This is a genomic window from Mesorhizobium sp. CNPSo 4684 (assembly GCF_057784315.1).
Genome location: NZ_JBWLUX010000053.1, coordinates 1 through 23,305 on the forward strand (window position 1 = coordinate 1; position 23,305 = coordinate 23,305).

General features: G+C 60.5%; 24 protein-coding genes. 12 read left to right on the forward strand and 12 right to left on the reverse strand.

The features are described 5' to 3' along the window. Positions 1–249, forward strand: a 249-nt coding sequence (locus AC04SG_RS31160; RefSeq protein ID WP_488554159.1) for a fumarylacetoacetate hydrolase family protein, incomplete at its 5' end; no start/stop codon positions are given. Positions 250–263: 14 nt separating this feature from the next. Here AC04SG_RS31160 and AC04SG_RS31165 read toward each other — a convergent pair. From AC04SG_RS31165 to AC04SG_RS31180, 4 genes are all read right to left on the reverse strand, one after another. Next, on the reverse strand, positions 264–1,304 hold the full coding sequence (locus AC04SG_RS31165; RefSeq protein WP_488554160.1) for a trans-3-hydroxy-L-proline dehydratase: 1,041 nt from the start codon (positions 1,302–1,304) through the stop codon (positions 264–266). 136 nt (positions 1,305–1,440) lie between these two features. Then, complete coding sequence (locus AC04SG_RS31170) at positions 1,441–1,878, reverse strand: GNAT family N-acetyltransferase (RefSeq protein WP_488554161.1); 438 nt, start codon at positions 1,876–1,878, stop codon at positions 1,441–1,443. Positions 1,879–1,942: 64 nt separating this feature from the next. Beyond that, entirely contained in the window at positions 1,943–2,962 is a 1,020-nt protein-coding gene (locus tag AC04SG_RS31175; RefSeq protein WP_488554162.1) for an Ldh family oxidoreductase, read from the reverse strand. Continuing rightward, positions 2,959–5,118 carry a N,N-dimethylformamidase beta subunit family domain-containing protein gene (locus AC04SG_RS31180; RefSeq protein WP_488554163.1) on the reverse strand — a complete coding sequence of 720 codons (2,160 nt, stop codon included), beginning with the start codon at positions 5,116–5,118 and terminating at the stop codon, positions 2,959–2,961. Before AC04SG_RS31180 ends, AC04SG_RS31175 begins: the two co-directional genes overlap by 4 nt. A gap of 281 nt (positions 5,119–5,399) precedes the next feature. On the opposite strand from AC04SG_RS31180, the gene AC04SG_RS31185 reads away from it, so the two are divergent. The 7 genes from AC04SG_RS31185 to lhpI all read left to right on the forward strand — a co-directional run bounded on the left by AC04SG_RS31185 (position 5,400) and on the right by lhpI (position 11,441). Beyond that, positions 5,400–6,065, forward strand: coding sequence for a GntR family transcriptional regulator (locus AC04SG_RS31185; protein ID WP_488554164.1), 666 nt, complete (start codon positions 5,400–5,402; stop codon positions 6,063–6,065). A 148-nt stretch (positions 6,066–6,213) separates the two neighbouring features. Next, positions 6,214–7,290 (forward strand): trans-3-hydroxy-L-proline dehydratase, encoded by a 1,077-nt coding sequence (gene lhpH, locus AC04SG_RS31190; protein WP_488554165.1) that lies wholly within the window; start codon positions 6,214–6,216, stop codon positions 7,288–7,290. 105 nt (positions 7,291–7,395) lie between these two features. Then, complete coding sequence (locus AC04SG_RS31195) at positions 7,396–8,217, forward strand: transporter substrate-binding domain-containing protein (RefSeq protein WP_488554166.1); 822 nt, start codon at positions 7,396–7,398, stop codon at positions 8,215–8,217. A 110-nt stretch (positions 8,218–8,327) separates the two neighbouring features. After that, on the forward strand, positions 8,328–8,990 hold the full coding sequence (locus AC04SG_RS31200) for an amino acid ABC transporter permease (protein WP_488554167.1): 663 nt from the start codon (positions 8,328–8,330) through the stop codon (positions 8,988–8,990). 10 nt (positions 8,991–9,000) lie between these two features. Then, positions 9,001–9,654 (forward strand): amino acid ABC transporter permease, encoded by a 654-nt coding sequence (locus tag AC04SG_RS31205; protein WP_488554168.1) that lies wholly within the window; start codon positions 9,001–9,003, stop codon positions 9,652–9,654. Continuing rightward, on the forward strand, positions 9,651–10,373 hold the full coding sequence (locus tag AC04SG_RS31210) for an amino acid ABC transporter ATP-binding protein (protein ID WP_488554169.1): 723 nt from the start codon (positions 9,651–9,653) through the stop codon (positions 10,371–10,373). Before AC04SG_RS31205 ends, AC04SG_RS31210 begins: the two co-directional genes overlap by 4 nt. Positions 10,374–10,487: 114 nt before the next feature. Then, entirely contained in the window at positions 10,488–11,441 is a 954-nt protein-coding gene (gene lhpI / locus AC04SG_RS31215) for a bifunctional Delta(1)-pyrroline-2-carboxylate/Delta(1)-piperideine-2-carboxylate reductase (RefSeq protein ID WP_488554170.1), read from the forward strand. Between the two features lie 672 nt (positions 11,442–12,113). On the opposite strand, the gene AC04SG_RS31220 is transcribed toward lhpI, so the two are convergent. Both AC04SG_RS31220 and AC04SG_RS31225 read right to left on the reverse strand, forming a co-directional pair. After that, the gene (locus tag AC04SG_RS31220) at positions 12,114–12,941 is read right to left on the reverse strand and encodes an SH3 domain-containing protein (protein WP_488554171.1); all 828 of its coding nucleotides are present in this window, start codon (positions 12,939–12,941) and stop codon (positions 12,114–12,116) included. Between the two features lie 627 nt (positions 12,942–13,568). Next, positions 13,569–15,569: an AI-2E family transporter gene (locus AC04SG_RS31225; RefSeq protein WP_488554172.1), complete on the reverse strand. Its 2,001-nt coding sequence runs from the start codon at positions 15,567–15,569 to the stop codon at positions 13,569–13,571. A gap of 352 nt (positions 15,570–15,921) precedes the next feature. Here AC04SG_RS31225 and AC04SG_RS31230 point away from each other — a divergent pair, with 352 nt between their 5' ends. Together AC04SG_RS31230 and AC04SG_RS31235 are read left to right on the forward strand one after the other, a co-directional pair. Further along, positions 15,922–16,866, forward strand: a complete 945-nt coding sequence (locus AC04SG_RS31230) for a DMT family transporter (protein ID WP_488554187.1) — start codon at positions 15,922–15,924, stop codon at positions 16,864–16,866. Between the two features lie 662 nt (positions 16,867–17,528). After that, positions 17,529–17,720 (forward strand): hypothetical protein, encoded by a 192-nt coding sequence (locus tag AC04SG_RS31235; protein ID WP_488554173.1) that lies wholly within the window; start codon positions 17,529–17,531, stop codon positions 17,718–17,720. Between the two features lie 51 nt (positions 17,721–17,771). Here the strand turns inward: AC04SG_RS31235 and AC04SG_RS31240 are convergent, their stop codons facing one another. Both AC04SG_RS31240 and AC04SG_RS31245 read right to left on the reverse strand, forming a co-directional pair. After that, complete coding sequence (locus AC04SG_RS31240; RefSeq protein WP_488554174.1) at positions 17,772–18,773, reverse strand: L,D-transpeptidase family protein; 1,002 nt, start codon at positions 18,771–18,773, stop codon at positions 17,772–17,774. Between the two features lie 147 nt (positions 18,774–18,920). Next, positions 18,921–19,607, reverse strand: a complete 687-nt coding sequence (locus AC04SG_RS31245; RefSeq protein ID WP_488554175.1) for a DUF1236 domain-containing protein — start codon at positions 19,605–19,607, stop codon at positions 18,921–18,923. A gap of 196 nt (positions 19,608–19,803) precedes the next feature. Here AC04SG_RS31245 and AC04SG_RS31250 point away from each other — a divergent pair, with 196 nt between their 5' ends. Next, on the forward strand, positions 19,804–20,103 hold the full coding sequence (locus AC04SG_RS31250) for a DUF1236 domain-containing protein (RefSeq protein WP_488554176.1): 300 nt from the start codon (positions 19,804–19,806) through the stop codon (positions 20,101–20,103). Between the two features lie 200 nt (positions 20,104–20,303). Here AC04SG_RS31250 and AC04SG_RS31255 read toward each other — a convergent pair whose 3' ends face one another. The 3 genes from AC04SG_RS31255 to AC04SG_RS31265 all read right to left on the reverse strand — a co-directional run bounded on the left by AC04SG_RS31255 (position 20,304) and on the right by AC04SG_RS31265 (position 21,843). Beyond that, complete coding sequence (locus AC04SG_RS31255; RefSeq protein ID WP_488554177.1) at positions 20,304–20,573, reverse strand: PilZ domain-containing protein; 270 nt, start codon at positions 20,571–20,573, stop codon at positions 20,304–20,306. Positions 20,574–20,636: 63 nt separating this feature from the next. Continuing rightward, entirely contained in the window at positions 20,637–20,846 is a 210-nt protein-coding gene (locus tag AC04SG_RS31260; RefSeq protein ID WP_312037271.1) for a hypothetical protein, read from the reverse strand. A gap of 139 nt (positions 20,847–20,985) precedes the next feature. After that, complete coding sequence (locus tag AC04SG_RS31265; protein ID WP_488554188.1) at positions 20,986–21,843, reverse strand: LysR family transcriptional regulator; 858 nt, start codon at positions 21,841–21,843, stop codon at positions 20,986–20,988. A gap of 93 nt (positions 21,844–21,936) precedes the next feature. Here AC04SG_RS31265 and AC04SG_RS31270 point away from each other — a divergent pair, with 93 nt between their 5' ends. Further along, the gene (locus AC04SG_RS31270; protein WP_488554178.1) at positions 21,937–22,395 is read left to right on the forward strand and encodes a DUF3237 domain-containing protein; all 459 of its coding nucleotides are present in this window, start codon (positions 21,937–21,939) and stop codon (positions 22,393–22,395) included. A 283-nt stretch (positions 22,396–22,678) separates the two neighbouring features. Here the strand turns inward: AC04SG_RS31270 and AC04SG_RS31275 are convergent, their stop codons facing one another. Then, a complete protein-coding gene (locus AC04SG_RS31275) occupies positions 22,679–23,254 on the reverse strand; it encodes a DUF308 domain-containing protein (protein WP_488554179.1) in 576 nt (191 codons plus the stop codon). Positions 23,255–23,305 lie beyond the last annotated feature (51 nt).

Consider the following 23,305-nt stretch of genomic DNA (forward strand, 5'->3'; position numbering starts at 1 on the left):
TGGCTGACGGTCAACGGCAAGACCATGCAGAACGGCTCGACCAAGACCATGGTCTACGGCGTCGCCTATCTCGTCTCCTACCTCAGCCAGTTCATGTCGCTGCATCCCGGCGACATCATCTCCACCGGCACGCCCCCCGGCGTTGGGCTCGGCATGAAGCCGCCGGTGTTCTTGAAGGCCGGCGATGTGGTGGAGCTCGGCATCGAGGGGCTCGGCCAGCAGAAGCAGACGTTCAGGGGGGACGTGTAGAGGCCCTCCCCGTTTCAACCGGGCAAGTTCTCAGCCGGCCAAGTGTCGGATACCCGATAGCCGGTTGGAAACGGATCGCTAGGATCTAGCATGTGCTGGTGGATACCAGTTATCCAGGCGCTTCCGGAAATGACCGGGACAATGCCGGCCCTGCCGCAGACTGAAACTTCGGAATCGATGCGGCAGTCGAATTTCGAACCGATTATGGACTCTCCCACAAACCGTTGCCCAACGGCCAGATCACCCTTCGCATGCAGGACGGCCATGCGCGCCGAGCAGCCGGTTCCGCAGGGCGAACGGTCGATTTTTCCGGGCCGGATGGCAACCGCGTTGACGCCTTTGAGCGTGTTGTCGTCAAAGGTGATCGGGCCGGCGAATTGACAGAACGAGATATGGTTCCAGCTTGAATTCTCTGGATGGGAGAACCCGAGTTGTTCATCCGCAGCCCGGGTTATCCTGATGCCCATATCCGCCAGTTCGCGCGCCTCGTCGGCGCGCAGCGAAAAGCCGAGCGCTTGGGCGTCGACAATCACGAAGCTGTCGCCGCCATAGGCGGTGTCCACGGTCAAGGTGCCGATGCCGGCCACTTCGAGGCACGCATCGAGCTTGTCCGCAAAGGAAGCGACATTGCGCACGCTGATCCTCTCCGCCTTGCCGTTGCGGCAGCAAGCGGTGACCTCGATTACCCCACCTGGTGGCTCCAGCACCATTCGCGTCTCGGGTTCCTGCATCGGCACCATCCCCGTCTCGAGCAGGACCGTGGAGACGCATATCGAGTTGGAGCCCGACATAGGCGGGGTGTCTGCCGGCTCCATGATGATCCAGCCGAATTGCGCACCGGGCGTCTTGGGAGGCACCAACAGGTTCACATGCCTGAAGACACCGCCGCGTGGCTCGTTGAGGACAAAGTTCCGCAAGGTCTGGTCGGCGGCGATAAACCGGGACTGCTCCCAGACGGTGTCCCCCGGCGGACAGGCGACACCGCCGACGATCACGTCGCCGACCTCGCCTTCGGCATGGCAGCTCACCACGAGGACCACTTTGGACGTGCGCATAAAACCTCCCTCGACTTGAAAAGCCGCGTGCCGCCCGCACCTGCGCGATCTGCTTCACCGGGCTGTAGACAGATCGACCCAGGCGCGCGCATGGCTGCGTCGTCCCGGATGTGGGCGAAACGGAACGCTGACGGCGCTAAATGGATTTCCGCATGAAATAAAGGCCCGGCAGATCCGCCGTGAATCCCCATTTCTTATAGAAAGGCACCATGTCCTCTAGGCAGTAGAGTTCGCGGTGCTTGACGTTGACGAGCGCCGGATCGTTCAACACCGTCTCCATCAGCAAGGCACCCAATCCGGTGCCGCGCCAAGTGGATTTGACGATGATGTCGAAGATCATCGCCTTGTAGACGCCGTCTGTGATGGTGCGGGCGAATGCGACGAGATCGTCGTCGTCGGGATCGATGAAGGCGAACATCGGCCCACCCATCTGCAGGGCCGTTTCGGTTTCTGCCCGCGTCCGGCCCTTCGTCCACCATTCGGTCTGAAAGAGCGCCACCAACTGGTCGATCTGCGGCGATGTGAGCGACCGCTGAAGGACGAGGCGGTTTTTGTCTTGAACAAGCTTGGCCATGCTGTTTCCAATGGACATTGGTTGTGAATCCGATCCTGCGTTTCTTTCCGTGAAAACCGTCTCGTCAGCCGGCCAGGGCCTTCAGCCGAACAAGATTTTCCTCCGAGATCGGAATGCCGGAGCGCTCCGCGTCGCGGCGGCTTGCGTAGCGTCGCTGGCCCGGCAAGCGGTCCTGGCCGGCCTCGATCAATCGAGAGCACAGCTGCGCAACGCGCTGGGCAAATTCGCCGTTGCCGCCGCACGTCGGGTCGATGACCAAAAGCAATTGTCCAGCCTTCGGTGTCTGCGCGCCGACGCATTCGCCAAAATCGTTTTCGAAGGACAGTTGGCCGCCCGTCAGCGCCCCGGCCATCAGCTCGACCATGAACGCGATGGACGAGCCCTTGTAACCGCCGAAGGTGTTGAGCGCTCCGCCGGCCAGGATCGCATGCGGATCGGTGGAGGGCCTTCCGGCGCTGTCGACCCCGGCGCCGGGCGGAAGCGGGGTGTTGGCCAGGGCATGCAGCCTGACCTCGCCATTGGCTATGACGCTCGTCGCCTGGTCGACGACCAGTGGCTCGCCGTCTGCGACGGGGGTGGCGAAGGCAACGGGATTGGTGCCGTAGACCGGGGCGTGGCCGCCATGCGGCACGACATTGGCCAGACCGTTGACGAAGGTGAGCGCCAGCAGGCCGGTGCGCGCAAACGGCTCGACATCAGGCCAGAGCGCGCTGAAATGGTGAGAATCGCGGATGGCGACGATGGCTATGCCCGTGCTTGCCACCGCGGTCTCGATCGCCTCCGCGCCGGCGGCCAGGGCTGGTTGAGCGAAGCCATTGCGCGCATCGATGCGGATGAAGGAAGGGCTGGCAGGACTGACGTCAGGCTCCGCCTTGCCGTCGACCCATCCGCTCGCAAGCGAGGCCACATATCCGGGAATTCGGAATATGCCATGGCTGATGGCGCCATCCCGCTCACAGCGGGCACAGTTTGCGGCGAGGATGTCGGCGACGTTGTTCGATGTTCCGTTGTTGAGAAAAATCTCCCGCAGCAGCGATCGGAGATCGTCGAAACGGATGCGGAGTTCGGCCTGTCCAGTCGTCATCGCGGCGCCTCGAGAAATTTGCGCAGGCAATTTTCGAGAAGGCGCGACACGTTGTTGTCGTAGCCATTGTGCGAAAGGCTGCCGCAAAAGGTGATCGATCCCACGGCGAACAGACCTCCGCCGTTCTCCGCCATGCCGTAAACGATGTTCGAGCGGATGCCGCCGTAGGGTCGAGGACCGCCATCGAAGACGCCGGGCAGCAACAGCTCCTCGAATGTCGTTTCGAATGTCGGTCCATGGCCTTCGGAACCGGCAACGACTCGCACAAATTCCGGCGTGCCGAGATCGGCGGCCGCCTGGTCGATTTCAAAACCCGCGGCGCCACCGCCGGAGAGGCCGAAATCGCCTATCCTCTGATCGCTCGGAATGCCGTCGAACAGGAACGCCAGGTCGGCTTCGAACGACTCCCTGGTGCGGACATAGTAGGTTCCTTCGAAGGCGCCTTCGGCGGTGAAGCCGACGCCGGCGACCTTCTGTGGTGCTATGCCGTTGCGCCGCCACAACCCGCCATACTCGCCGTCGAGCTGATTGTAGTATTCGCCGGGCTGGCTGGCCCAGACCCGCATCCCGCCTTCGGCCCGGCGGATCTCGATCATGTGGGGTTCGTCGAGATTGCGACCTATCTTCCAGTAGAAGCCGTTGCCGCCGAGATACATCAGCTTGCCGCCCTCCTCCCTGTAGGAGATGAGCGCCTCAAGCGTCCGGCGGGTGTGGTATTCCGGATGCGTTCCGGTGATCACGACGTCATATCCGGACAGGGCGTCCACGCCCTCGCGATCGAGGTCTTCGTCGGTCAGGACATCGAACGGGAAGCCTTTGACCTTCAGCCAGTCGGTCAGGTGGGAGTCAGCGGAGAAATGGCGCATTCCCGAGCCATTTGCGTCGAAGTAAGTGAGATATTGCGGACGCATCGTCATGATTGGCCGCAACCGCGACGACAGCGTTACGCCCGATCCGTCCGGATGGCGGTTGTAGGTGGAATAGCCATAGGCGCCAATATGATCGGGATTGTGCGGATAGGCGTTCCACGCCTTGACCCGCGCTTCGAGCGCGCCGGAAAAATTACCCCGAGCGTGGTTGGCATAGGCCATGTAGGTGAACGTCGGCGCCAGGAACAGGATTCTGTGCCTGGGCAATGCCGGATTGCGAAGCACGTAAAACGGAATGATGTCGGCGCCGGTCCCATTGTCGACGGAAAGACCGTAGACGCCGGAAGGCATGTGTGCCGGCACCTCAATCGCGATCGTGGTTTCCCACTGACAGTCGCTGAGATCGTCGGAATGGAAAGTGATCGCGGCATAGTCCTGGGGGGCCACCTTCCAATTCATGCTGCGCCCGCTCCAGCCTGACGACCGCACGGCGCGCATCGGCATGTTGATCAGCGTCAGACGGCGCGACGTATCGACATCGTCCTCGACCCATTCGTGGGCAGTGGTGTTCGCGAAGCTCCAACTGGCCAGGACTTGGCCATTGGTGTCGGTTACAACGGGGGCCTCGATCGATCCGTTGAGGCAGTCCTCGGGGTGACGGATCCAGCTTGCCGCGAAGCAGATATGGTCGACATCGCGCAGCACATTCAACACATCGCTGGCTGCCAAAGCAACTTCCGCGCTTTCGCGGTTATGAATGGCAGACCTGCGCGCCGAGACACCTTTGTCGTCGAAGGTGACTTCGAGCCTGGTCCATTCGTTCAGTCGCAGATCGAGCTTGAGTTCGGCGGTTGCTTGCGGCTCGCGCAAAGATCTCAAAAGGAGAAATCCGTCGATCAGAACTAGGGCAAAGCCGGTCGAGGCGTCCGAATTCTGCAGCGAGAAAATGGTCTGGCTGGAGGCGCCCAAAAGCCTTGGCTGAACGACAAGGCTGACGACCAGCCCCTGGATTTCGGGACGTTTAGGGATGGGTCCAAGGGCGCAGGAGCCTAGATGAGCCCTCTGCTCGATCGCCCGGTACCGCCGCTCCAATCCGAAGTCGACCTCTTCGCGTTTTACGCCTGGGCCGGCCGGATTTGGGTCGCAGCAATCCAGCCTGAAGACGCTTGCCGCCACATCCCGGTTTTCCGCCGAGGAGACCTTGAACTGAAGAACCTCACCCGCCTTGGCGCTGAAGGGCGTCACGTAGCCGATGACTGCCGGCGGAGGATGGTGAGAGTTGAGCATGTCCTACCAATGCGTGAAACACCCAGCCGGCGGGTCCAGGATGCAGATAACAGCGAGATCCAGACAGCGGTTGCAACGATAAGGTGCTTGCCTTAAATATCGTCAGATTGAATATCGTATACGTTATGCGTTGTCAACGGGGTATCTCGGGTCCACCTGAACAGCTCCTCTGGGAAGCCCAGCCCTGCTACTGGACTTCCGATCAACGCAACATTAAGTGGAATATTGTATACGTTTTCCTGCTTTTATGCGCTGTACCGTGCAGGACCTGGAGATAGTCATTGCCCCTGAACCCCGCAGGCCTGCCATCGCTCGGCTCCGCGCCGACCGCCTCCGACCTCATCGCCAAGCACATACGCGAAGCCATCATCGCCGGCGAGTTTGACGAGGAGGAACCCATTCGCCAGGACGACGTCGCGAAACTGTTCGATGTCAGCAAGATACCGGTGCGGGAGGCGCTCAAGCGCCTCGAGGCCGAAGGCCTAGTGGAGTTCCAGCGCAACCGCGGCGCCGTCGTCAAAAGCGTTTCGGAGCCCGAAATCGCGCAGATCTTCGAAGTCAGAGCCATGCTGGAATCGAACGCGTTGAAATTGTCCGTGCCGCACATGACGGCAAAGACGTTCAAGCGGGCCGAGGAATATTGCGACGCGTTCGCCCGCGAGACGAACGTGGCGCGTTGGGCTGAGCTCAACTGGCAGTTTCACTCGTGCCTTTACGAGGATGCCAACCGGACCTTTCTCATGAACCTGATCCGGTCCGTCAACGACCGCATCGAGCGCTATCTGCGCATCCAGCTTACGCTGTCGGGCGGAACCGGCGTCGACGACAGGGAGCATCGCCAAATCCTCGCGGCGTGTCGCGACGGCGATGCCGATCGTGCAGCGGAATTACTGCGTGAGCACATCTCCAAGGCGTGCGCATCCCTGCTGGCGAACATTCGCAAATAGGCGCGACCGCGCGCCAACTTCTTCCGAAAAGCCACACGGAATTGAGGGGTCAATTTTCCCGCTTGACGCCAAGCGTTTATCGTATACGATATTCCATGCAAGGTCATTTGGGACCGATCGCGTCCCTTAAGGGTAGCGCCTCAGGGTGATGCCGACGACGTCGCCCTGCCCGCCGCTCCATGACGGACGGGCGAGAAAATACCGTTTGGGGAGTAAGATGAAATACGAGAGGTTTCTGAATACGGTCGAACTGCATACCTGCGGTGAGACGTTCCGGCTGGTGACGCAGGGACTCCCAAAAATCCCCGGCAACACCATTGTGGAGCGCGCCACCTGGTTGAAGCAGCACGCCGACCATTACCGGCGCGCCGTGATGCTCGAGCCGCGGGGTCATAAGGACCTCTATGGCGGCTACCTCACGCCGCCGGTCAGCGAAGGGGCGGATTTCGGCGTCATTTTTCTCAACAACACCGACTACAGCCCGCATTGCGGCCATGGAGTCATCGCGCTTGCAACCGCGGCCGTGGAGTTGGGCTGGATCGAGCGGGCGTCGCCGGAGACCCGCGTCGGCATCGACGCACCTTGCGGCTTCATCGAAGCCTTTGTCGAATGGGATGGCGAGAGGGTCGGGTCTGTACGGTTCGTCAACGTCCCGTCATTCGTGTTCAAGCGGGATGTCACCGTTGAAACGCCGACATTCGGACGGGTCACCGGCGACGTTGCCTACGGCGGCGCAACTTATTTCTATGTCGATGGGGGCCGGCACGACGTCGCTATCCGGGAGAAGGATCTGCAGAGGGTGATGCAGCTCGGCTACGAGGTCAAGACTGCCGTGAACGCCAAGATGCCCTTTGTCCATCCCGAAATCCCCGAATTCAACGACGTGTACGGCGTCATGGTCTATGGCGCACCGCGTCATCAGGGGTCGACCCAGGCGAACTGCTGTGTCTATGCCGATCGGGCGATCGACAGATCCCCCACCGGATCCGGAACGGCCGGCCGGCTCGCGCAATTGCATGTCCGCGGCGAGTTGTCTGCAGGCGAAACCCTGGTGAACGAATCGATCATCGGGACGATCTTCAAGGGACGCGTTCTCAGCGAGGCGAAGGTCGGCGCGTTCGATGCCGTCATCCCTGAAGTGAGCGGGAGAGCCTCCATCTGCGGCTTCGCGAACTGGGTCGTCGATGAGGCCGATCCGCTCACCTACGGATTCCTCGTCCAATAGCACGCAGGGGCCTGGGAAAGTTTCATTACGTCGTATACGATATTTTAGATACGATATCGTTGCGCTCTGAACCCTGAAGATCCAAAACAAAAGAGAGGAACTGAAATGCGCATTTCACCCTTCATTTTCGCCGCCGCCTTGGCATCCGGACTTGCCACCGCGGCACATGCCGACCAGTTGGACGACATCATCTCCGCCGGCAAGCTGCGCTGCGCCATCGAGCTCGACTTCCCGCCCAACGGCGCGCGCGACAAGGACAACAAGCCGATCGGCTTCGACGTAGATTACTGCAATGACCTGGCCAAGGCGCTTGGCGTGGAGGCCGAGATCGTCGACACGCCGGATCCGGATCGCATTCCCGCAATTCTTTCCGGACGAGCCGATGTCGGCATCGCGGTCGCATCCGACACGCTTGAGCGGGCGAAAACGATCGGCTTCTCGATCCCCTATTTCGTGTTCAAGACCATCGTTCTGGCGCGTGAAGATTCCGGCATCAAAGGCCCGAGCGATCTCAAGGGCCACGCCGTCGGCGGCCCGGCCGGCGCCTACGAGACGCTTGCCCTGGAAGCCTCGGTCAAAGGCTTCAACGACCCGAACGGCAAGATGCTGACCTTTCAGTCGCAATCCGACACTTTCCTGGCGTTGAGTCAGAAGCAGATCGATGCGACCTACACGACGTCCACGATCGCGACCGCCATCATCCAGTCGGGCAAATATCCCGGCCTGAAGATCGTCGGCGACGCGCCCGTCGATGCCGACTATTGCGCGATCCTGGTGCAGCGCCACGAGCAGGGGCTGCTCAACTATGTGAACCTGTTCCTGAACCGGCAGGTTCGCTCCGGTCGCTATGCCGAGCTTTACAAGAAATGGGTCGGCACCGAAGGCGGTCCGGCTCCCGACCTCAGCGTCGCCGGCGTCTATCGCTAACGGTCCGCGTCATCCCGGACGCGGTCTCATGATCGCGTCCGGGAATTTCGTCGGCGACCTGACTTCGCTGATCCGCCGAAACACCATCCTTCGCGTGAAGGGGTCCTCGCATGGCATACACCTTCCAATGGCGTCCCGTGCTCCGCTCGCTCCCGGACATGCTCTGGGGGGCGTTGGTGAGCCTCGAAATCGCGGCGATGGCGATGGCGATCGGCACGGTTTTCGCCATTCTGCTGGCGCTCGCAAAACGATCCGGCGGCAAGACGCTGACGGGCCTGGCCGACATATGGATTGAGACCGCGCGCAACACCCCCGGCTTGTTTCAGATCTACCTGATCTATTTCGGCCTGGGATCCTTCGGGGTTCGTGTCGACTCCTATTCGGCGCTGCTGCTGGGCATCACCTTCAACAATGCCGGCTATCTCGCCGAAACCTTCCGCGGCGGCTTCGCAGCCGTCCCGGAGACCCAGGCGCGCGCGGCGCGCTCACTCGGCCTGGGTCAAATTCGCACGATGTGGCACGTCGTCCTGCCGCAGATGCTGCGCGCGGTGTTCCACGCAATGACCAACCAGATGGTCTGGTCGATCCTGATGACATCGCTCGGGGTGGTGGTCGGGCTGACAAGCGACTTGACCGGTGTCACGCAACAACTGAACGTCGTGACATACCGGACATTCGAATATTTCTTTGTCGCTGCCTGCCTGTACTACGTCATATCAAAAATATTCACGGTAGGCGCACGTTTGCTTGCGTCCCGCCTGTTCCGTTATTGAGGAGCTGAAAATGTTTTTTGGCGCCTCGTTATCCTGGAGCGACATTCTCTTCATGTTGAATGGCGCGGTCACCACGATCACCATCACCTTGGCTTCCGTGGCCATTGGCACTGGCCTTGGCGTGCTGTTCGGCCTTGTAAGGGCCGGCTCGCCGTGGTGGGTCAGTTGGCCGATCGGCGGCGTTCTTGACGTGTTCCGGTCCGTTCCGTTGCTCATCCAGCTGGTGCTGTTCAATTCGTTCAACAGCATGCTTCGCCTTCATTGGCCGACCTATCTGGTGGCCTGCCTTTGCCTGGGCATCTACGCCGCCGCCTTTTGCACCGAGATCGTCAGAAGCGGTGTGTCGGCGGTTCCGACGACGACAAGGCGCGCCGCCCGATCGCTTGGCCTGACCTGGCTCCAGGAGGTCGTGTCGATCACCTTGCCCATGGCGACCAGGGTCGTTTTTCCAAGCTGGATCGGCCTGGCGCTGGGGGTCATGAAGGATACGGCGCTGGTGCTCTGGATCGGCATCGTCGAGCTCCTGCGCAGTTCGCAGATCGTCACCACCAGGGTGCAGGAACCGCTGCTGGTCCTGTCCATCGCCGGCCTGATCTATTTCGTGATGAGCTTCCCGATTGCGAGGCTCGGAGCACAGCTCGAGAAGAGGTGGCGCATACAATGATCGAGATCGAAAACGTACACAAACATTTCGGCGCCCTGCATGTTCTCAAGGGGGTGAGCCTCAATGTGAAGAAGGGCGAGGTCCTGTCGATGATCGGCGGCTCAGGCTCCGGCAAATCGACGATGCTGATGTGCATCAACGGTCTCGAAGGCATCCAGAAGGGCCGCATCAGCGTTGATGGCATCGACGTCCATGCCAGGAGCACGGATTTGAACAAGCTCCGCCGCCGGATCGGCATCGTCTTCCAGCAATGGAACGCCTTTCCGCACCTCACCGTCCTGGAAAATGTGATGCTCGCGCCCAGAAAAGTGTTGGGCAAGTCGAAGCAGGACGCCGAGGCCATTGCCGTCCAACAGCTTGGCCATGTCGGGCTCGGTGAAAAGCTCAAGGCCTTTCCATCGCGTCTCTCCGGCGGGCAGCAGCAGAGAATGGCCATCGCGCGCGCTCTTGCCATGTCGCCCGACTACATGTTGTTCGACGAGGTGACCTCCGCCCTTGATCCGCAACTGGTTGGCGAGGTGCTGGACACACTGCGCATGCTTTCGAAAGAAGGCATGACCATGATCGTGGTGACGCACGAAATGCGCTTCGCGCGGGAAGTCTCGGATCGTGTCGCGTTCTTCTATCAGGGACAGATCCACGAGCTCGGCACGCCCCAGGAGATTTTCGACAGCCCGCAAAAATCCGAAACGGCTGACTTCCTGCGCTCGGTCTTGTGACCATCGGCTGTGGCAGCGATTGGCGCTAAGCCGAGCGCTGATGGATTCGCCGTGAACGCTCCGGGCAGCCCCCAAGAGAACCGAAGGGCACCCCTGCTCTTGACGGAGAGAGACATGACCGTGCTCAAAGTCGCGGACGCCGACACAACGTCGCGTCACCTGGATTATGGTCGACTTATTGAGGCGCTTGATCGCGGGTTTGCCCAGGGCTGCATCGTCCCGATGCGCCACCATCACACTATCGAAAAGGCAGGCCAGCCCGACGCAACCCTGCTGCTGATGCCCGCCTGGAGCAACGATACCGACGCCGTCAGATATCTTGGAGTCAAGCTGGTGACCGTGTTCCCCGGCAATACGGCCAAAGGCCTGGCAGGCCTCACTTCAACCTATGTGCTCTACGATGGCGATACAGGACAGCAGCTGGCCATGCTGGATGGCGGCGTCATCACCGCGCGCCGGACGGTGGCCACCTCGGCGCTTGCGGCGCGCTATCTCTCCCGCAAAGACTCGCGAAAATTGCTCGTGCTGGGTTCCGGCCGCGTGGCAAGCCTTATCCCCGAAGCCTATCGCGCCGTCCGTCCAATCGGCGAGGTATCCGTCTGGGACATCAATCGGGACAGTGCGGCCCGCATGGTTGCCGATTTGCGGGAAAGGGGTTTCTCAGCGTCGGTCGAAAGCGATCTCGAAGCCGGAGTCAGCAATGCCGACATTGTCAGCGCGGCGACGCTTGCCACCTCGCCCTTGATTCACGGCGAATGGCTCTCTCCAGGAACCCATGTCGACCTGATCGGCGGCTTCACCCCAAAGATGCGTGAGGCGGACTCCGAGGCTGTGCTGCGCGCGGCGGTGTATGTGGACACGCCTGAGGCCCTGCATGAGGCCGGAGATTTGAGCCAGCCGATCTTGAGCGCGCTCATATCGCCAAGCCATATCCGCGGCACCCTTGCCGAGCTTGTGAGAGGCGAGATCAAGGGTAGGAGCAACTCGAAGCAGATCACCCTTTTCAAAGCGGTCGGCTCCGGCCTGGCGGACCTTGTTACGGCAAAATTGGTATTTTGCTCGTTGTGAATTAGCGCAGGTGGTCGCGTCTTGTGTCCGCTTTCAGCTGTTACACGAGTGGCTTAAACGCCCGGCATTGGGTGCGAAGCGGACGCTCTGCAAATGACAATAATTCGACCCTGTTCCAGAACTGCCGAGGCATCACCTGCTGCTTAAGCAGCCCGCTTTGAATTCGCCTGCTGTCAGGCCTTTTTTATCGAGGCTACAACTCCGGGTCGACGCGACTTCCAATGCCTCGGCTGTCGAGACCTCAATGCCATCAGCATCGAATATTGTAATGGGTAGCGCGCCTCGCTCGCCAGCGTCCAAAGCGCTTCTGCATTGCCCGAAAGGCGCGGCCTCGTAAGGCTAGGTCCTTGGCCCGCCGTTGTGCGCAACAAACTGTGTAACAACGACTCGCGCAAGCCCTTTATTTCCGGGCTTTGGCGACAAAAATCGAATCCCGCTCTCTCCGCCAGTTTGTCCGCGCAGACGCTAACTAACTGGAAAATAGTGACTTTTAACACGGCGGCTTAAGGCGGTGTCCCACGACGGTGCCGCAAATCGCTATTGATTGCCGCCTTTGTTTTTAACCCGCATCGAAGCCGCTTTCCCGCGCACCTTCATCGCCACAAGGCGTCCCCTGAGGCGATAGATAATCCTGACCTCCCTGTCATTGCAACTCCCAGCGATTGGCGGTGCCTACTGGCAGCAAACCTTGCGAACGTAAGTGTTGCCGAAGGTTGCGTAAGCGTCGTCGGGGATTGCCCCCCGCGCCTTCATCTCGCTGACCAAGGTTTTAGCCATAGGCTCGTCGAAGGTGTTGGCTAGGGTGATGGCGAACCATCCGTTGGTGGCAAGGTAGGCGGAGAGCGGTATGGATGATGTCCGAACGTAAGCCTCGGCCTCTGCGTAGTTGTCGAAGCTCTTGACCTGGATGTGGCGCTGTCCAAATGGGCCGCTATCATACTGATCGATGTGAACCCAGGTATCGTGCATGTAACCGACCTGATTCCCTGCCTGGACTCGGTACCAGCGGCCGCTGATGCCCAGGATCGCCACTGCGCTCCCATTCCGCAGGACCGCGACATTCGTGGACTTTCCGTCTGGCAATACTTTGAGGGGTGCAGAGCCCTTAGGGTGCCCTATCCGGCCAGAATGAGCCTCCGGGATCACGAGCGACGGATTGGCAGAAATTGGAGGCATAGAGGTCGCGGTCGGCGGCGTGGGCTGCGGCGGCGGCATCGGGGACGGCACCGCACTTGCCACTGTTGCTTGATCCGCGTCCGGGATGAAAGTGACGACCTTGTACTTTGCCATCTCGCTCATGGAGAGGTAGCGGATATCGTTGCTGTCATATTGAAGCGAGAGCTGGAGCAAAGCGGGGTCTACACCCATCTCGATCATGTAGGTAATGACGTCGGCGGTAATTTGCTGAACGGCGGAGACAGCCTCTTGGGTGCTGAGCGGGATGTCGCCTTGGAACGATGACTTGTGGACCCCTATGGACCCCGCCTCGGCAAAGCGCATCACTCCGCCGAAGAAGGCCAACGAGCAGGCAGAGGCACACTCAGATGCCCTAAACTGCGCAGTCCCCATGCCCAGCCTTCGAATTAGCCGACCCAGGTCCATAGCCTTCTGAATGTTGCCGCCTGGAGATCGAAATGTAACTGCCGTTGCAGCGATTGATCGAGCCATGCCTCAAAGACCGACAGGTCATCTTGATATGCAAAATCGCCTGACACCAAAATGTAATGGAGTCCGTTGTCAGTCTGCCCGGCTTGGAACTGCAGCCCAGCGCGAGCGGGCGATGCACCAAACAACGCCGACGCGACCCATAGCACTATCAGAATTGAGAAAACGCGAAACATGGCCCAAGCACTACCCCACATCGAAGTCTAGCGTTGGCAGGCCGAAGTTGTCGAATCTTTCCTGCAAAAATAATGAATTTCAGCGTGAAGTCTTATTGTCACGGACGATTCGAATGGGCGAGGCCAAGCAGCGAAAGACATTCTCGCAGCGAATTCGAGAAGACCAGCCGTTCTGCGTCTTCTGCGGCAGGGAAACGCCGACGCTCCGCCGATCGAATCTGACATTCAGCATCGGCGCAGCAACCTGACACATAGCGTCGCAGCAATCTGACACATAGCGCCGTGGCTAGGCTGTGGCGGCCGTCGCCTGAGCCGGGACCCGTTTTCGAGGGGCAGGACGGCGTCGATCGCGGCGTTTCGAAACGACTTTTAGAGGGACGGCCGGCGCCGGAGACAGCGCGCCAAGCACAGCGTTGACCATGCCGTTGGCAACGAAATCGGCGCTGATGTCGGCGGCCAGATCTTGCCCTTCTTTCCAGGCATCTCCTTCCTCTGCGTCCGACCAGAACACAATGCCGATTCTCAAACCTGCCTTTGCGCGTTTCAGTCGGCGGACCAGAAAGCGAGCATGCTTGAGGGAGTCCCGATTGAGGAACCCGACCACGACGGTGTCGATCGTATCTAGGTCGAGACGGCGAATACCTGCCGGCTCCATATCGACGAAACTTGCCTTCGCCACCGTTGCGCCTTGCACCTCCAGCACCTGAGCGAGCATGGCAGCCGCGGCGTCGTCAAGTTCCCCCCGACCGCCGGCACAAAGTACCGACATGTCCTTGCCATCGGGCAGCTCGATCTCTTCCTCTTCTACGCCATCTGGTTCCTTGCTCGCGCTGCCTTCCGGGGCGGCTGTCGGCTCATCTTCCGCGCTTGCTTCTTCCTGTGCATCGTCGGCAAGATTTGCCACAAGAATTTGGGCGCTCGCCGCCACCTGCCTTTGCTGCTGATCGCCCATCACGCCGCGCATGCGGTCCTGCTCGCCCAACAGAAGGGCAGGAATGGCGACCTTGTCGTAGAAATCGATCAGATACTTCTCCTCGAGGATCTCCTCGGCATGGTCAGTGGCCTCGTCGGGATCGCCAGCCAGGAGCCGCTGATAGAGCCGGGCGTGAGGTTCAAGGACTGGTTCGTTGCCAAATAGGACGTCGAGAAATTCGAACTGCGGAACGTGTCGCCCGAGGACGACCAGACAAACTGTCAGCGGCGTCGAAAGGACCAGGCCGAGCGGCCCCCACAGCCATGTCCAGAAGATCGCCGCGACGATGATAGCCAAAGGGGAAAGTCCCGTGCGCGAGCCGTAGAGCCACGGTTCGACGACATTGCCGGTTATCAGTTCCATCACGATGAACAGTGCAGCGGTCCACAGCACGAGCGACCAGCCGGGTGCCACGGCCAAGGCGAGGAACAATGGCAGCAGCGCGCCTATCACCGGGCCGATATAGGGAACGAAGCGAAGCGCCAGTGCCAGCAATCCCCACAGCAGCGCGTTGGGAATGCCGAGCACCCAAAGCCCGATCGCAATGGGTATTGCGTAGACAATGTTGACCACCAATTGCATGAGCAGATAGCGGCCCACCCGCTTGCCGGCGTCCTGCAATGCTTCTGTCGTGCGGTGGAGATCCCCGTAGCCGACCAGGCGGATGAACCGGTCGCGCAGGTCCTCGCGCTCGAGCAACATGAAGATGACCACGATGATGATCAGGCCAGCCGATGCCAACGGGCTGATCAACGGTCCGATGATGTTCTGCAGGACCTCGAGCGGTCGCTCTCGGGCGACGATCTCGACGGGTACAGGCTCGCGCCGGGGCTTGTCCGCCGCAGGCGGCGTCACCTCCTGCTTGTCGATCTCCTGACCGACACGCTCGATCACCCCGCTCAGCCTGGCAATGATGCCGCCACCAACGCCCGTTTCCTTTAGGGAACGCACCTTGGTCAGAATGTTTGTCTGGTAGGCTGAAATGTTCTGGGCGAGCTCGCTCACCTGCGTCGCGACAATGAAGCTGAACAAACCCAGAGCCGCGAATGCGCCAATGACGCTCAGAAGCACTGCGGGCAGCCGCGGCAAGCCGACACGCTTCAGTGCGGAGACCATCGGCACCAGCGCAAATGTCAAAAGCAGTGCGACGGCGATGGGGAGAAAAACCTCGCGACCAAAATACAGGGCAGCTACCGTCGTGACGACAGTTGCGACGGTGGGCAGAGCCGTGCGCGGATGGGCAGCCCCGGCCGCAAGGATCCGTCCTAGCCCTCGCTCGGACGATGGGATGTCGTTTCGACGATTGGCAGCCACCTGATTCCCCCCGTTGCCTCACGATAGTTAGACCCATTCGACTGCCGGGCAATGTTAGCAGGCTCAAATACATGCGTTTTGCGGCTTGCAGGCTCCAGATTTTCCGCCTCACGCTCTCTCAACCGTGAAACCGAGCTCGGGAACCTCCCGACTGTGAGTATGTCGATCTGCGTTCCCACTCCGCTTCGGGTCTGCTCAAAGAGGGGTCATGTGGGCCAGTTTCTCGGCCTGGCTGCTGATGTTTGGGCCGGTGTCCTGGCGGCGCCTCATCCTTTCAAAACGGATGCACAACCGAACGACGCAGGCTATGTTGCCCCTGTTGGGCCTACGTCATCGAAGGGGAGGGCATGACATGCAGGCAATGCCGATAGCGCATCAAGCCGCGCAACCCGAGGTCAGGCCCATATCCTCCTTGACCGGCTATCCCGCCGCCGTCCTGTGCTGGCTGCTTTCAGCTGGTGTCTATATCGCGGCAAAATGGGTGGCGCCTGAGATGCCGCCCTGGGGCCTCTGCTTCTGGCGGCTGACGCTTGCTTGCGCCATCCTGCTGCCGATTGTGCACCGTCATCACGACGCGATGATCGGGCTTTTGCGCACGCGCGCCGCGGAGGTCGTCGCCGTGGGGGCGATCGGTCTCACGCTGTGCCAGGGTATGATCTACCATGGCCTCAACCACACCGATGCCACCACTGCCGGTATCATCATGGCGCTGTCGCCTGTCATGACGATGGTGCTCGCCCGTTTCGTGCTCGGCGAGCCGCTCGGGCTGTGGAAGTCGCTTGGCGCGCTGGTTGCGCTCGCCGGGATGATTTTCATCGTTGCCCACGGGAACCTGACGGCGCTGCTGCAACTCAAGTTCAACGCTGGTGAGCTGTGGATCGTCGGCAGCGCGTTCTGCTGGGGCCTGTACACCGTGCTTTTGCGTCGTGCCAAATTCGGCATCGAACTCCTGCCGATGGTCGTGCTGCTGCTCGGGGCCGGTGCGCTGGTCGCCTTGCCTTTCCATTTGTGGGAATTGTTCAACGACGAACACTCCGCCATGAACGTCGACAGCATTCTCGCGCTCGCCTATCTGGCAGGTCCCGGTGGTGCCTTGATGTACTATCTCTACAACAAAAGCGTGGAAACGCTCGGCGCGAGCCGGGCGAGCATGCTGCTCTACCTGCAGACGGTGTTCGTCGCTATGCTCGCCTATCTCCTGCTCGGCGAAAAGTTGCACGATTACGACCTGGTCGGTGCGGCCTTCATCGTCGCCGGCATCGTACTTGCCACCGTGATCAAACCAAGGCCAGCTTAACTTTCAGCCGGCAGCCTGGGCACCGCGCGTCGCCCCCCGTCAGGCCAGCGCCGACTGGGCGCCTCTCAGCACCATTGCCCCCTACGCGATCGCTTTCCCAGCCGAACACTGCTGGAACGAGTTGACGCTTTGCGACGTTGATCCGTCTCATGGGTTGCAGCCGGCCTGACGGCCGCAACCAAGCTCCTGGCTATGAGGATCGCCTTATGAGCCGACTATCCCTGTGGATCGCAATCGTCCCCGTTGTCCTGGTCGTTCTCTACTTCCTCCCGCAAGGCATAATCAGGTTCTGACAGCCGGCAAGCTTCCATTGCGGCGCTGAGCGGCACGCCACGCGGACGAGGCGCGGTACATCCAGCCCTAGGTGACGCGCTCCCGATCCTTCTTGATCGCAAAGGTGGGTGGGTTATCGCGAGATTTGCCTCGTCCCAGGATTTTCGCCCCACTATGTCAAACTTTATTGCTGGCAACGGTCCCCCGGCAGATAATCCCTTTGCTTGACAGGGCGGGGGTTGCCGGGCGGCCTGCGCGCTTCTTCCGTGTAGGGAGGAGCCGCAGGTTGTCGGTTTGAATTTGGTCGAAACCCTTTTGTTACTTGAAGAACTGATTTCGGCGGTCCCATAAATTCGTGATTGGCCACATTGCGCGGGAGGCAGTGCGAAATGGATGATGTAACATTCAACGCCCGGGTTTGTCCCTGTGTTGAAGTGATCGAGGCCTGCGGCGAATGGTTCGTCCGCGTGGTCGAGGATGACCAGGAGCTGACCCGATCATTCAATCTGGAATCGTTCGCACTGGCCTATGCGGAAGGTCAGCGAATACGGCTGGGGCTTGCGGACTTCAAGCGATTGTAAACCCTAGTAGCCTTGCATGCTCGGCCCTTAGGCAGCCCAAGTGCGCGTGGTCTAATCGGCGACCTTGATGTCTGCGTTCGCCATCTCGTCCTTGAAGCTAACTTTCGTGCCCTTCTGCACCATCGAGGCGAGGTCTTCGGCATCCCAGTTGGTAAGCCTGATGCAGCCATGCGAGAAGGTCGTTCCGATCTTGCCGGGTTCGGGCGTGCCGTGAATGCCGTAGCTTTCGATAGAGAGGTCGATCCAGACCAATCCAACGGGGTTGTTCGGCCCTGCAGCAATGGTGAAGGGCCGCTTGGTCTTAACTCCCTTGAAGGCGAAGTCCGGATCATAGTGGTATGTGGGATTGCGTACGACACGTTTGATCTCTGCCTGACCGCTTGGCGCCGGCTTCTCGTTGCTCCCGATCGAGGCCGGGTAGACTGCGAGCCATCTGCCAGAGGCGTCAAGCACGCGCACCTGGCGAGTGCCCTTGTCGATCTCGACACCAGCAACAGCGGCGGGAGAATCGCCTCGGCCAACATCTGGGACCACCAACATCGTGCCGGCCTTCCTGAAGCCGATGCCGGGATTGAGCTTTCTGAGCAATTGCTCGCTGATATGGAAGCGCTCGGCAATCTTCTCCGCCGCGTTGTGATAGCCAAGCCTCGACAGACGGGCCATCCTCTCCAGGCGAGCCGGAATGCGCTTAGTGAAAGGTCCGCGCACATCCTTGGGTGTCAGTTCGTAGGCCACCAGAACGGGACTGGCGGAGGTTGCCATCAGTTTGTCCCAGGTTTCCCGAGTGAGCTTGCCGTCTGATGGGAATCCGTTCGCGGCCTGAAAGGCCCCAACCGCCTTGGCGAAGTTCTCTGAAAGGCGGCCGTCGATCAGGCCCGGCGAGAATCGGGCGCGATCCAGAAGAATCTGGGCTTTCAGTACAGCTGGATTGACGCCTTTGGGTGGGCTGACGACGAATTGGGCCTGATTGACGGCGGCTTGGTCCAGCTTGGCCGCCTCTGCCCCGCCGCAAGCGAGGACGAGCGCCACGGCGAAAAGGAGGAGCCTAAACATCGAGTCAACTCCGGAGTTGCACAGGACCTCCCTTATGACGCGGAACGGCCTTTGTGGTTCCGTTCGCCGACAGCTGATTCATCGGCAGATCTTATGGAAGGCTCGCCACGTCGATGTGGCGAGCCTTTGCAGTGCGACGGGCACTGATCACGTCAGGATAAGCACGATCTTCAGCGTGTCCGGATCGACGATGACGATCCGACCGTCGGCCAACACGAAATACTCGTAGGTTTCGTAGGCGGGTACGATCTTGACGATGCGCGCCGGCAGACGATGCAGCCGAATCTTGTGCCGGGGAATCTCGATGCCGACCGAAATATCGAAATCGACATTGGACACCGGCTCAACCCTGGTCTCCTTGATGACCTGGGTGATCTGGGTTTTCTGTTCGACCGTCACGTTGGTGATCGAAGCAGTCGACCCCTGATCGGTCTGTGTCGGGGTCTTGCCCTGAGCCTGCTCGTCGGTCTGGACCTTGGCTTTCCCCTGAGCTTGCTGGTCTGTCTGGATCTTGGTCTTGCCCTGGGCCTGCTGATCGGTGGTCGCACCTGCCTTGCCCTGGGCCTGCTCGTCGGTCTTGAGCTTGGTCTTGCCCTGGGCCTGCTCGTCCGTCTGGACCTTGGGCTTACCCTGGGCCTGCTGATCCGTCTGGACCTTGGCCTTGCCCTGGGCCTGCTCGCCCATCTTCATCTTCGAGCCTTTTTGACAGTCGGCCGTGCCGGCCGCGCAATTGGCGTCGGCGCCGGGTTTGGTCTCGGCTGGTTGTGTCTGCGCTGCTGCTGCCCCACAGCCAACACCGAGCGCCAGCATGCTGGTGATCAGAATATGTTTCATAAGGAAGTCTCCTCGAAAGGTGTCCGTCCCTTCATTGGGTAAACCTCAACCGAAAAGCTTTGTTCCAAGGAGAATTGGCAAAACCGACAGGCAGAAATTTGAAGGAACAAGCCCCATCCGATGGCGTTTACGACCAGGAGACCCGGCTGCGAAACGCGCAGCGCAAGGGCTCGCTCACAGTGGAAAGGAGACGATCATGAGAATGCATCTTACCACCGCCGCGGCAGGGCTTTTGCTCCTCGCCGGCGTTGGCGCTGCAGCCGCTCAGGATGTGATCATCCAGCCTGAGCAGGAAACGGTAATCAAGGAGTATGTGCACAAACAGCCGCTGGCTTCCATTAAGCTTCCCGGCGTGGAACTCAATGTCGGTACGGCTCTGCCCGATACCGTCGAACTTCACGAAGTTCCCAACGTCAAATACCGCTACGTCGTGGTCGACAACCAGACCGTGGTGGTTGATCCTGGCACACGCAAGGTCGTGAAGATTATTCAGTGATCCAAGTTCGGCCAAGCCCGCCGCTTTCCGGAGTGGCGGGCTTTTGCCGGTGCCAAGTCGGCCGAATGAGCTAACCCCGGCCTAATTGATTGGCTGGGGGCGATCGAGATGCTCTCGATGAGACCCTTTTTGGCGGAACGGCCTGCCAGGCAACGGGACATTGGACGGTCGATCGGAAATAGCGTCCGGGCCACCGCCACCTAAGACTGCCTTCCCGAATCGAGTTGCACCCCAAGTCGCTCCTTCCTTCTCCAGCGCACCACGGCGCGGTAACTGGTGCGATCTACAGGAACGTGAAGCACGAAACGGTCGGGAATTGCGATGTCGGCCTTCACCCGCAACTCCGCACCGTGAGCGTGCTGGTTACAAACCAGACAATTGATGCTGACGTCGCCGGAGTCGATTGTCGCTTCCTTCAGAACAAGGTCACGGATATGCGACCGTCGCTCTATTGGTGGGTCAGTCGGCACTGCCTTATTCCTCTGATTTGACGAACCGAAACCTTTCGTTCCGGAACGCGGGATGGAAGGAAACTACCGGCCCAGCGGCTGCCTCGAAAGACTGACGAGCTCGGCTTCGTCAACCACGCCGGCCATATAGTTCGCAATAATCCGGGATGCGAGAGCCTCGCGTGCTTCTGGCGATTGACCGTCGAGCTTGAGCTGCTGGAATACACGCCCCAACAGCTCAAGTTCGGATGGCTGCAGAATGCCAGCCTCCGTGGCTTTGCATCGAATGGGCACTTGTTATCCTCCACCGCGGTCAACGAACATACGACCGCGGCCAGGAAACTCAACTCCGCTGTTGAGGACGCCCAGGCGCGCAATGCCGTTTCGGACGTGCGAAGCTCTCACCCAGCGGCCTGTGCCGCGCTCGCCATCTTCATGGCGGATTGCCGGCCTGCTCCCGCAGCCAGGCGCAGAAATGCCTTGGAGCCATGCGGCGGTCGTCGGCGCGCATCAGCGCAAAGTGCCAGGCGGGACCGCTCAGCACGTGACGGAAGGGGGCGACCAGAAGGCCCTGGGCCAACAGAGAACCGAACAGGGTGGGCGACAGCAGCGCCACACCACCACCTGCCAATGCGGCATTGGCGTTGAGTTCATGGGTCGGGAAATCGACTGCGGCGAACCGTATGGCCGACGGGATTTCGCCGTGCGCCATGATAAACCATTGTTCCCAGTCGGGATGCGGCAAGAGCTCGAAATCGACCAGTTCCGCCGGAACGGCGAGCGAATGCGCTTCGAGCAGGGACGGCGCCAGCATTGGAGTCACGTCCACCGGGATGAGCCGGTGTTCCTCAAGGCCGGTCCACCCACCGCGACCCGTTCTGATGATGACGTCAAACGCGTTGGCATCGCGTATATCCGTCGAGACATCTAGCTCGATACCGGCCGGTCCTGACTCGGGATAGTGCGGTAGACGCGGTGCAAGCCAGCGTGATGCGAACGTGGGTGGTGCGGTGACCTTTAGAGGAGGCGTCGCCGCCTGAAATCGGTCGACCGCCTCTGCTATCCCGGCGAGTGATTCCCGAACCTGGCTTGCCAGCGCGGCGGCGGCAGGTGTCGGCACGACGCGCCCATGAACGCGTACAAAAAGCGGCTGCCCAAGCTCGGCCTCCAGCGAGCGGATACGCAGGCTAACAGCCGCGGGCGTCAGGAAAAGGCGTTCGGCCGCCCGCGCAAAGCTGGCGGTCGCAACGCATACTTCGAGAATGCGCAAGGATTCGAGCGAGGGCCGCATGATTAGTTTTCCTTGTGACAGCGACAAGAAGAGCGCGTTTTTTGAGTAACGCGCACTGGTGTAGATGCCGGCCTCGAAACTAGGAGGCATTTGATGTCGCTGCAATCAAGGCACTTGTTTACCCTCTTCATGACGCTTCACCCCGTCATGGATCTTGGACACACGCCGGCGGGCGGCCGACGTATTTTCGCGGTCTCGGGCGGAAACTTCGAGGGCGAGCGCATTAGCGGCACAGTCTCGCCGCTCATCGGGTCCGATCTGCTTCTCAGCCGGGCGGACGGCACATTCCAACAGGATGTCAGGCTGCTCCTCGTCGCCGACGATGGCGGCTTGATCATCATGACCTATCGCGGCGTCAGGCGCGCGTCTCAGGCCATCGACGAACGCCTGGCACGCGGAGAGTTGGTCGATGCTTCCGAATACTATTTACGCACAACGCCGTATTTCGAGACCGCTGCGCCGGCCCATGCCTGGCTCAACAGCATTGTATCGGTCGCCAGCGGTGGCCGGACGGCAAGCGGTGTCGAATATGAGGTCTTTGAAATCCTCTGACGTGACAGTGCGGCCACCCAATACGCCTCGCTTGGAGCGAGCATGGCAGATGATGCTTCGCTGGTTTTGGCTGCAAATGCAGAGGCGCCAAAGCTCGCGCATGCTGCGCGAGCTGACAGACGAGCAACTCAGCGACATTGGCCAGCGCCGCAGCTCCAACGGGAAAGTCTCGCCACGCCCAACAGACCGCCTTGATGAACGCTAGCCAGGCCATGTCACTCCGGTCGCTGAGCGGCGCAATCGGCAAGGCCGCCATCCCATCCTCGCCAGCCGTGCGGTATCTTCATCCCGCGGCCTGCGCCGACCTGCGCCGCGCGTCGCTCACCGTCAGCCAGACAGCGGAGACCAGGAAGTAGAAGGCGCCGAAGGCGGCATAGGGTGCGACGTTGGTGATGTCGATCGTCGCCGCACCGCCCGCCATCTTCACAAAGAAAATCCCGGCCAGCGCCGACTGGGCGCCGCTCAGCACCATTGCCCACTGCGCGCCGGACTTCCAGCGCCGGATGGCGGTGGCGAGTTGGAAAAGGCCGGACAGGACCGCCCAGACGCCGAACACCGCGAGCACCGCATTCATTGACTTGCCAAGCGCGATGGCGACCGCGAGCGTGGTGACGATGCTGATGATGAAGTTAAGCAACTGCGTCTTGTTGCGGTTCAGGCCGCCGCTGCGCCGGGCGTCGACGAAGTTGGCCAGCGCATCCCAGGCGGGATAGGCGACCAGCATGATGGCTGCCAGGGACGGCATTGCCCTGGCGACCGTGAACGCCAGCAGCACCCAGGCCGCCGCCACGGCAAAGCGTATGAAATAGTAGCTCTTGAGCCAGGTGGATTGGTTGGTTTCATTCGTGTTGGCAAGCATTCTGATTTTCCTTTCTCGTGGTTGATGTGTATACCTACTAGAAGGTAGGCA

Excerpts from the sequence above, each read along its gene's own strand:
- AC04SG_RS31170 (WP_488554161.1), bottom strand. The coding sequence starts at position 1,878 with ATGGCCAAGCTTGTTCAAGACAAAAACCGCCTCGTCCTTCAGCGGTCG.
- AC04SG_RS31180 (WP_488554163.1), bottom strand. The coding sequence starts at position 5,118 with ATGCTCAACTCTCACCATCCTCCGCCGGCAGTCATCGGCTACGTGACG.
- AC04SG_RS31240 (WP_488554174.1), bottom strand. The coding sequence starts at position 18,773 with ATGTTTAGGCTCCTCCTTTTCGCCGTGGCGCTCGTCCTCGCTTGCGGC.
- AC04SG_RS31195 (WP_488554166.1), top strand. The coding sequence starts at position 7,396 with ATGCGCATTTCACCCTTCATTTTCGCCGCCGCCTTGGCATCCGGACTT.
- AC04SG_RS31165 (WP_488554160.1), bottom strand. The coding sequence starts at position 1,304 with ATGCGCACGTCCAAAGTGGTCCTCGTGGTGAGCTGCCATGCCGAAGGC.
- AC04SG_RS31210 (WP_488554169.1), top strand. The coding sequence starts at position 9,651 with ATGATCGAGATCGAAAACGTACACAAACATTTCGGCGCCCTGCATGTT.
- AC04SG_RS31230 (WP_488554187.1), top strand. The coding sequence starts at position 15,922 with ATGCAGGCAATGCCGATAGCGCATCAAGCCGCGCAACCCGAGGTCAGG.
- AC04SG_RS31270 (WP_488554178.1), top strand. The coding sequence starts at position 21,937 with ATGTCGCTGCAATCAAGGCACTTGTTTACCCTCTTCATGACGCTTCAC.
- AC04SG_RS31245 (WP_488554175.1), bottom strand. The coding sequence starts at position 19,607 with ATGAAACATATTCTGATCACCAGCATGCTGGCGCTCGGTGTTGGCTGT.
- AC04SG_RS31235 (WP_488554173.1), top strand. The coding sequence starts at position 17,529 with ATGGATGATGTAACATTCAACGCCCGGGTTTGTCCCTGTGTTGAAGTG.
- lhpI (WP_488554170.1), top strand. The coding sequence starts at position 10,488 with ATGACCGTGCTCAAAGTCGCGGACGCCGACACAACGTCGCGTCACCTG.
- lhpH (WP_488554165.1), top strand. The coding sequence starts at position 6,214 with ATGCCGACGACGTCGCCCTGCCCGCCGCTCCATGACGGACGGGCGAGA.
- AC04SG_RS31265 (WP_488554188.1), bottom strand. The coding sequence starts at position 21,843 with ATGCGGCCCTCGCTCGAATCCTTGCGCATTCTCGAAGTATGCGTTGCG.
- AC04SG_RS31200 (WP_488554167.1), top strand. The coding sequence starts at position 8,328 with ATGGCATACACCTTCCAATGGCGTCCCGTGCTCCGCTCGCTCCCGGAC.
- AC04SG_RS31205 (WP_488554168.1), top strand. The coding sequence starts at position 9,001 with ATGTTTTTTGGCGCCTCGTTATCCTGGAGCGACATTCTCTTCATGTTG.
- AC04SG_RS31275 (WP_488554179.1), bottom strand. The coding sequence starts at position 23,254 with ATGCTTGCCAACACGAATGAAACCAACCAATCCACCTGGCTCAAGAGC.
- AC04SG_RS31250 (WP_488554176.1), top strand. The coding sequence starts at position 19,804 with ATGAGAATGCATCTTACCACCGCCGCGGCAGGGCTTTTGCTCCTCGCC.
- AC04SG_RS31175 (WP_488554162.1), bottom strand. The coding sequence starts at position 2,962 with ATGACGACTGGACAGGCCGAACTCCGCATCCGTTTCGACGATCTCCGA.
- AC04SG_RS31220 (WP_488554171.1), bottom strand. The coding sequence starts at position 12,941 with ATGCGCTTTGCCGAGGCGGGGTCCATAGGGGTCCACAAGTCATCGTTC.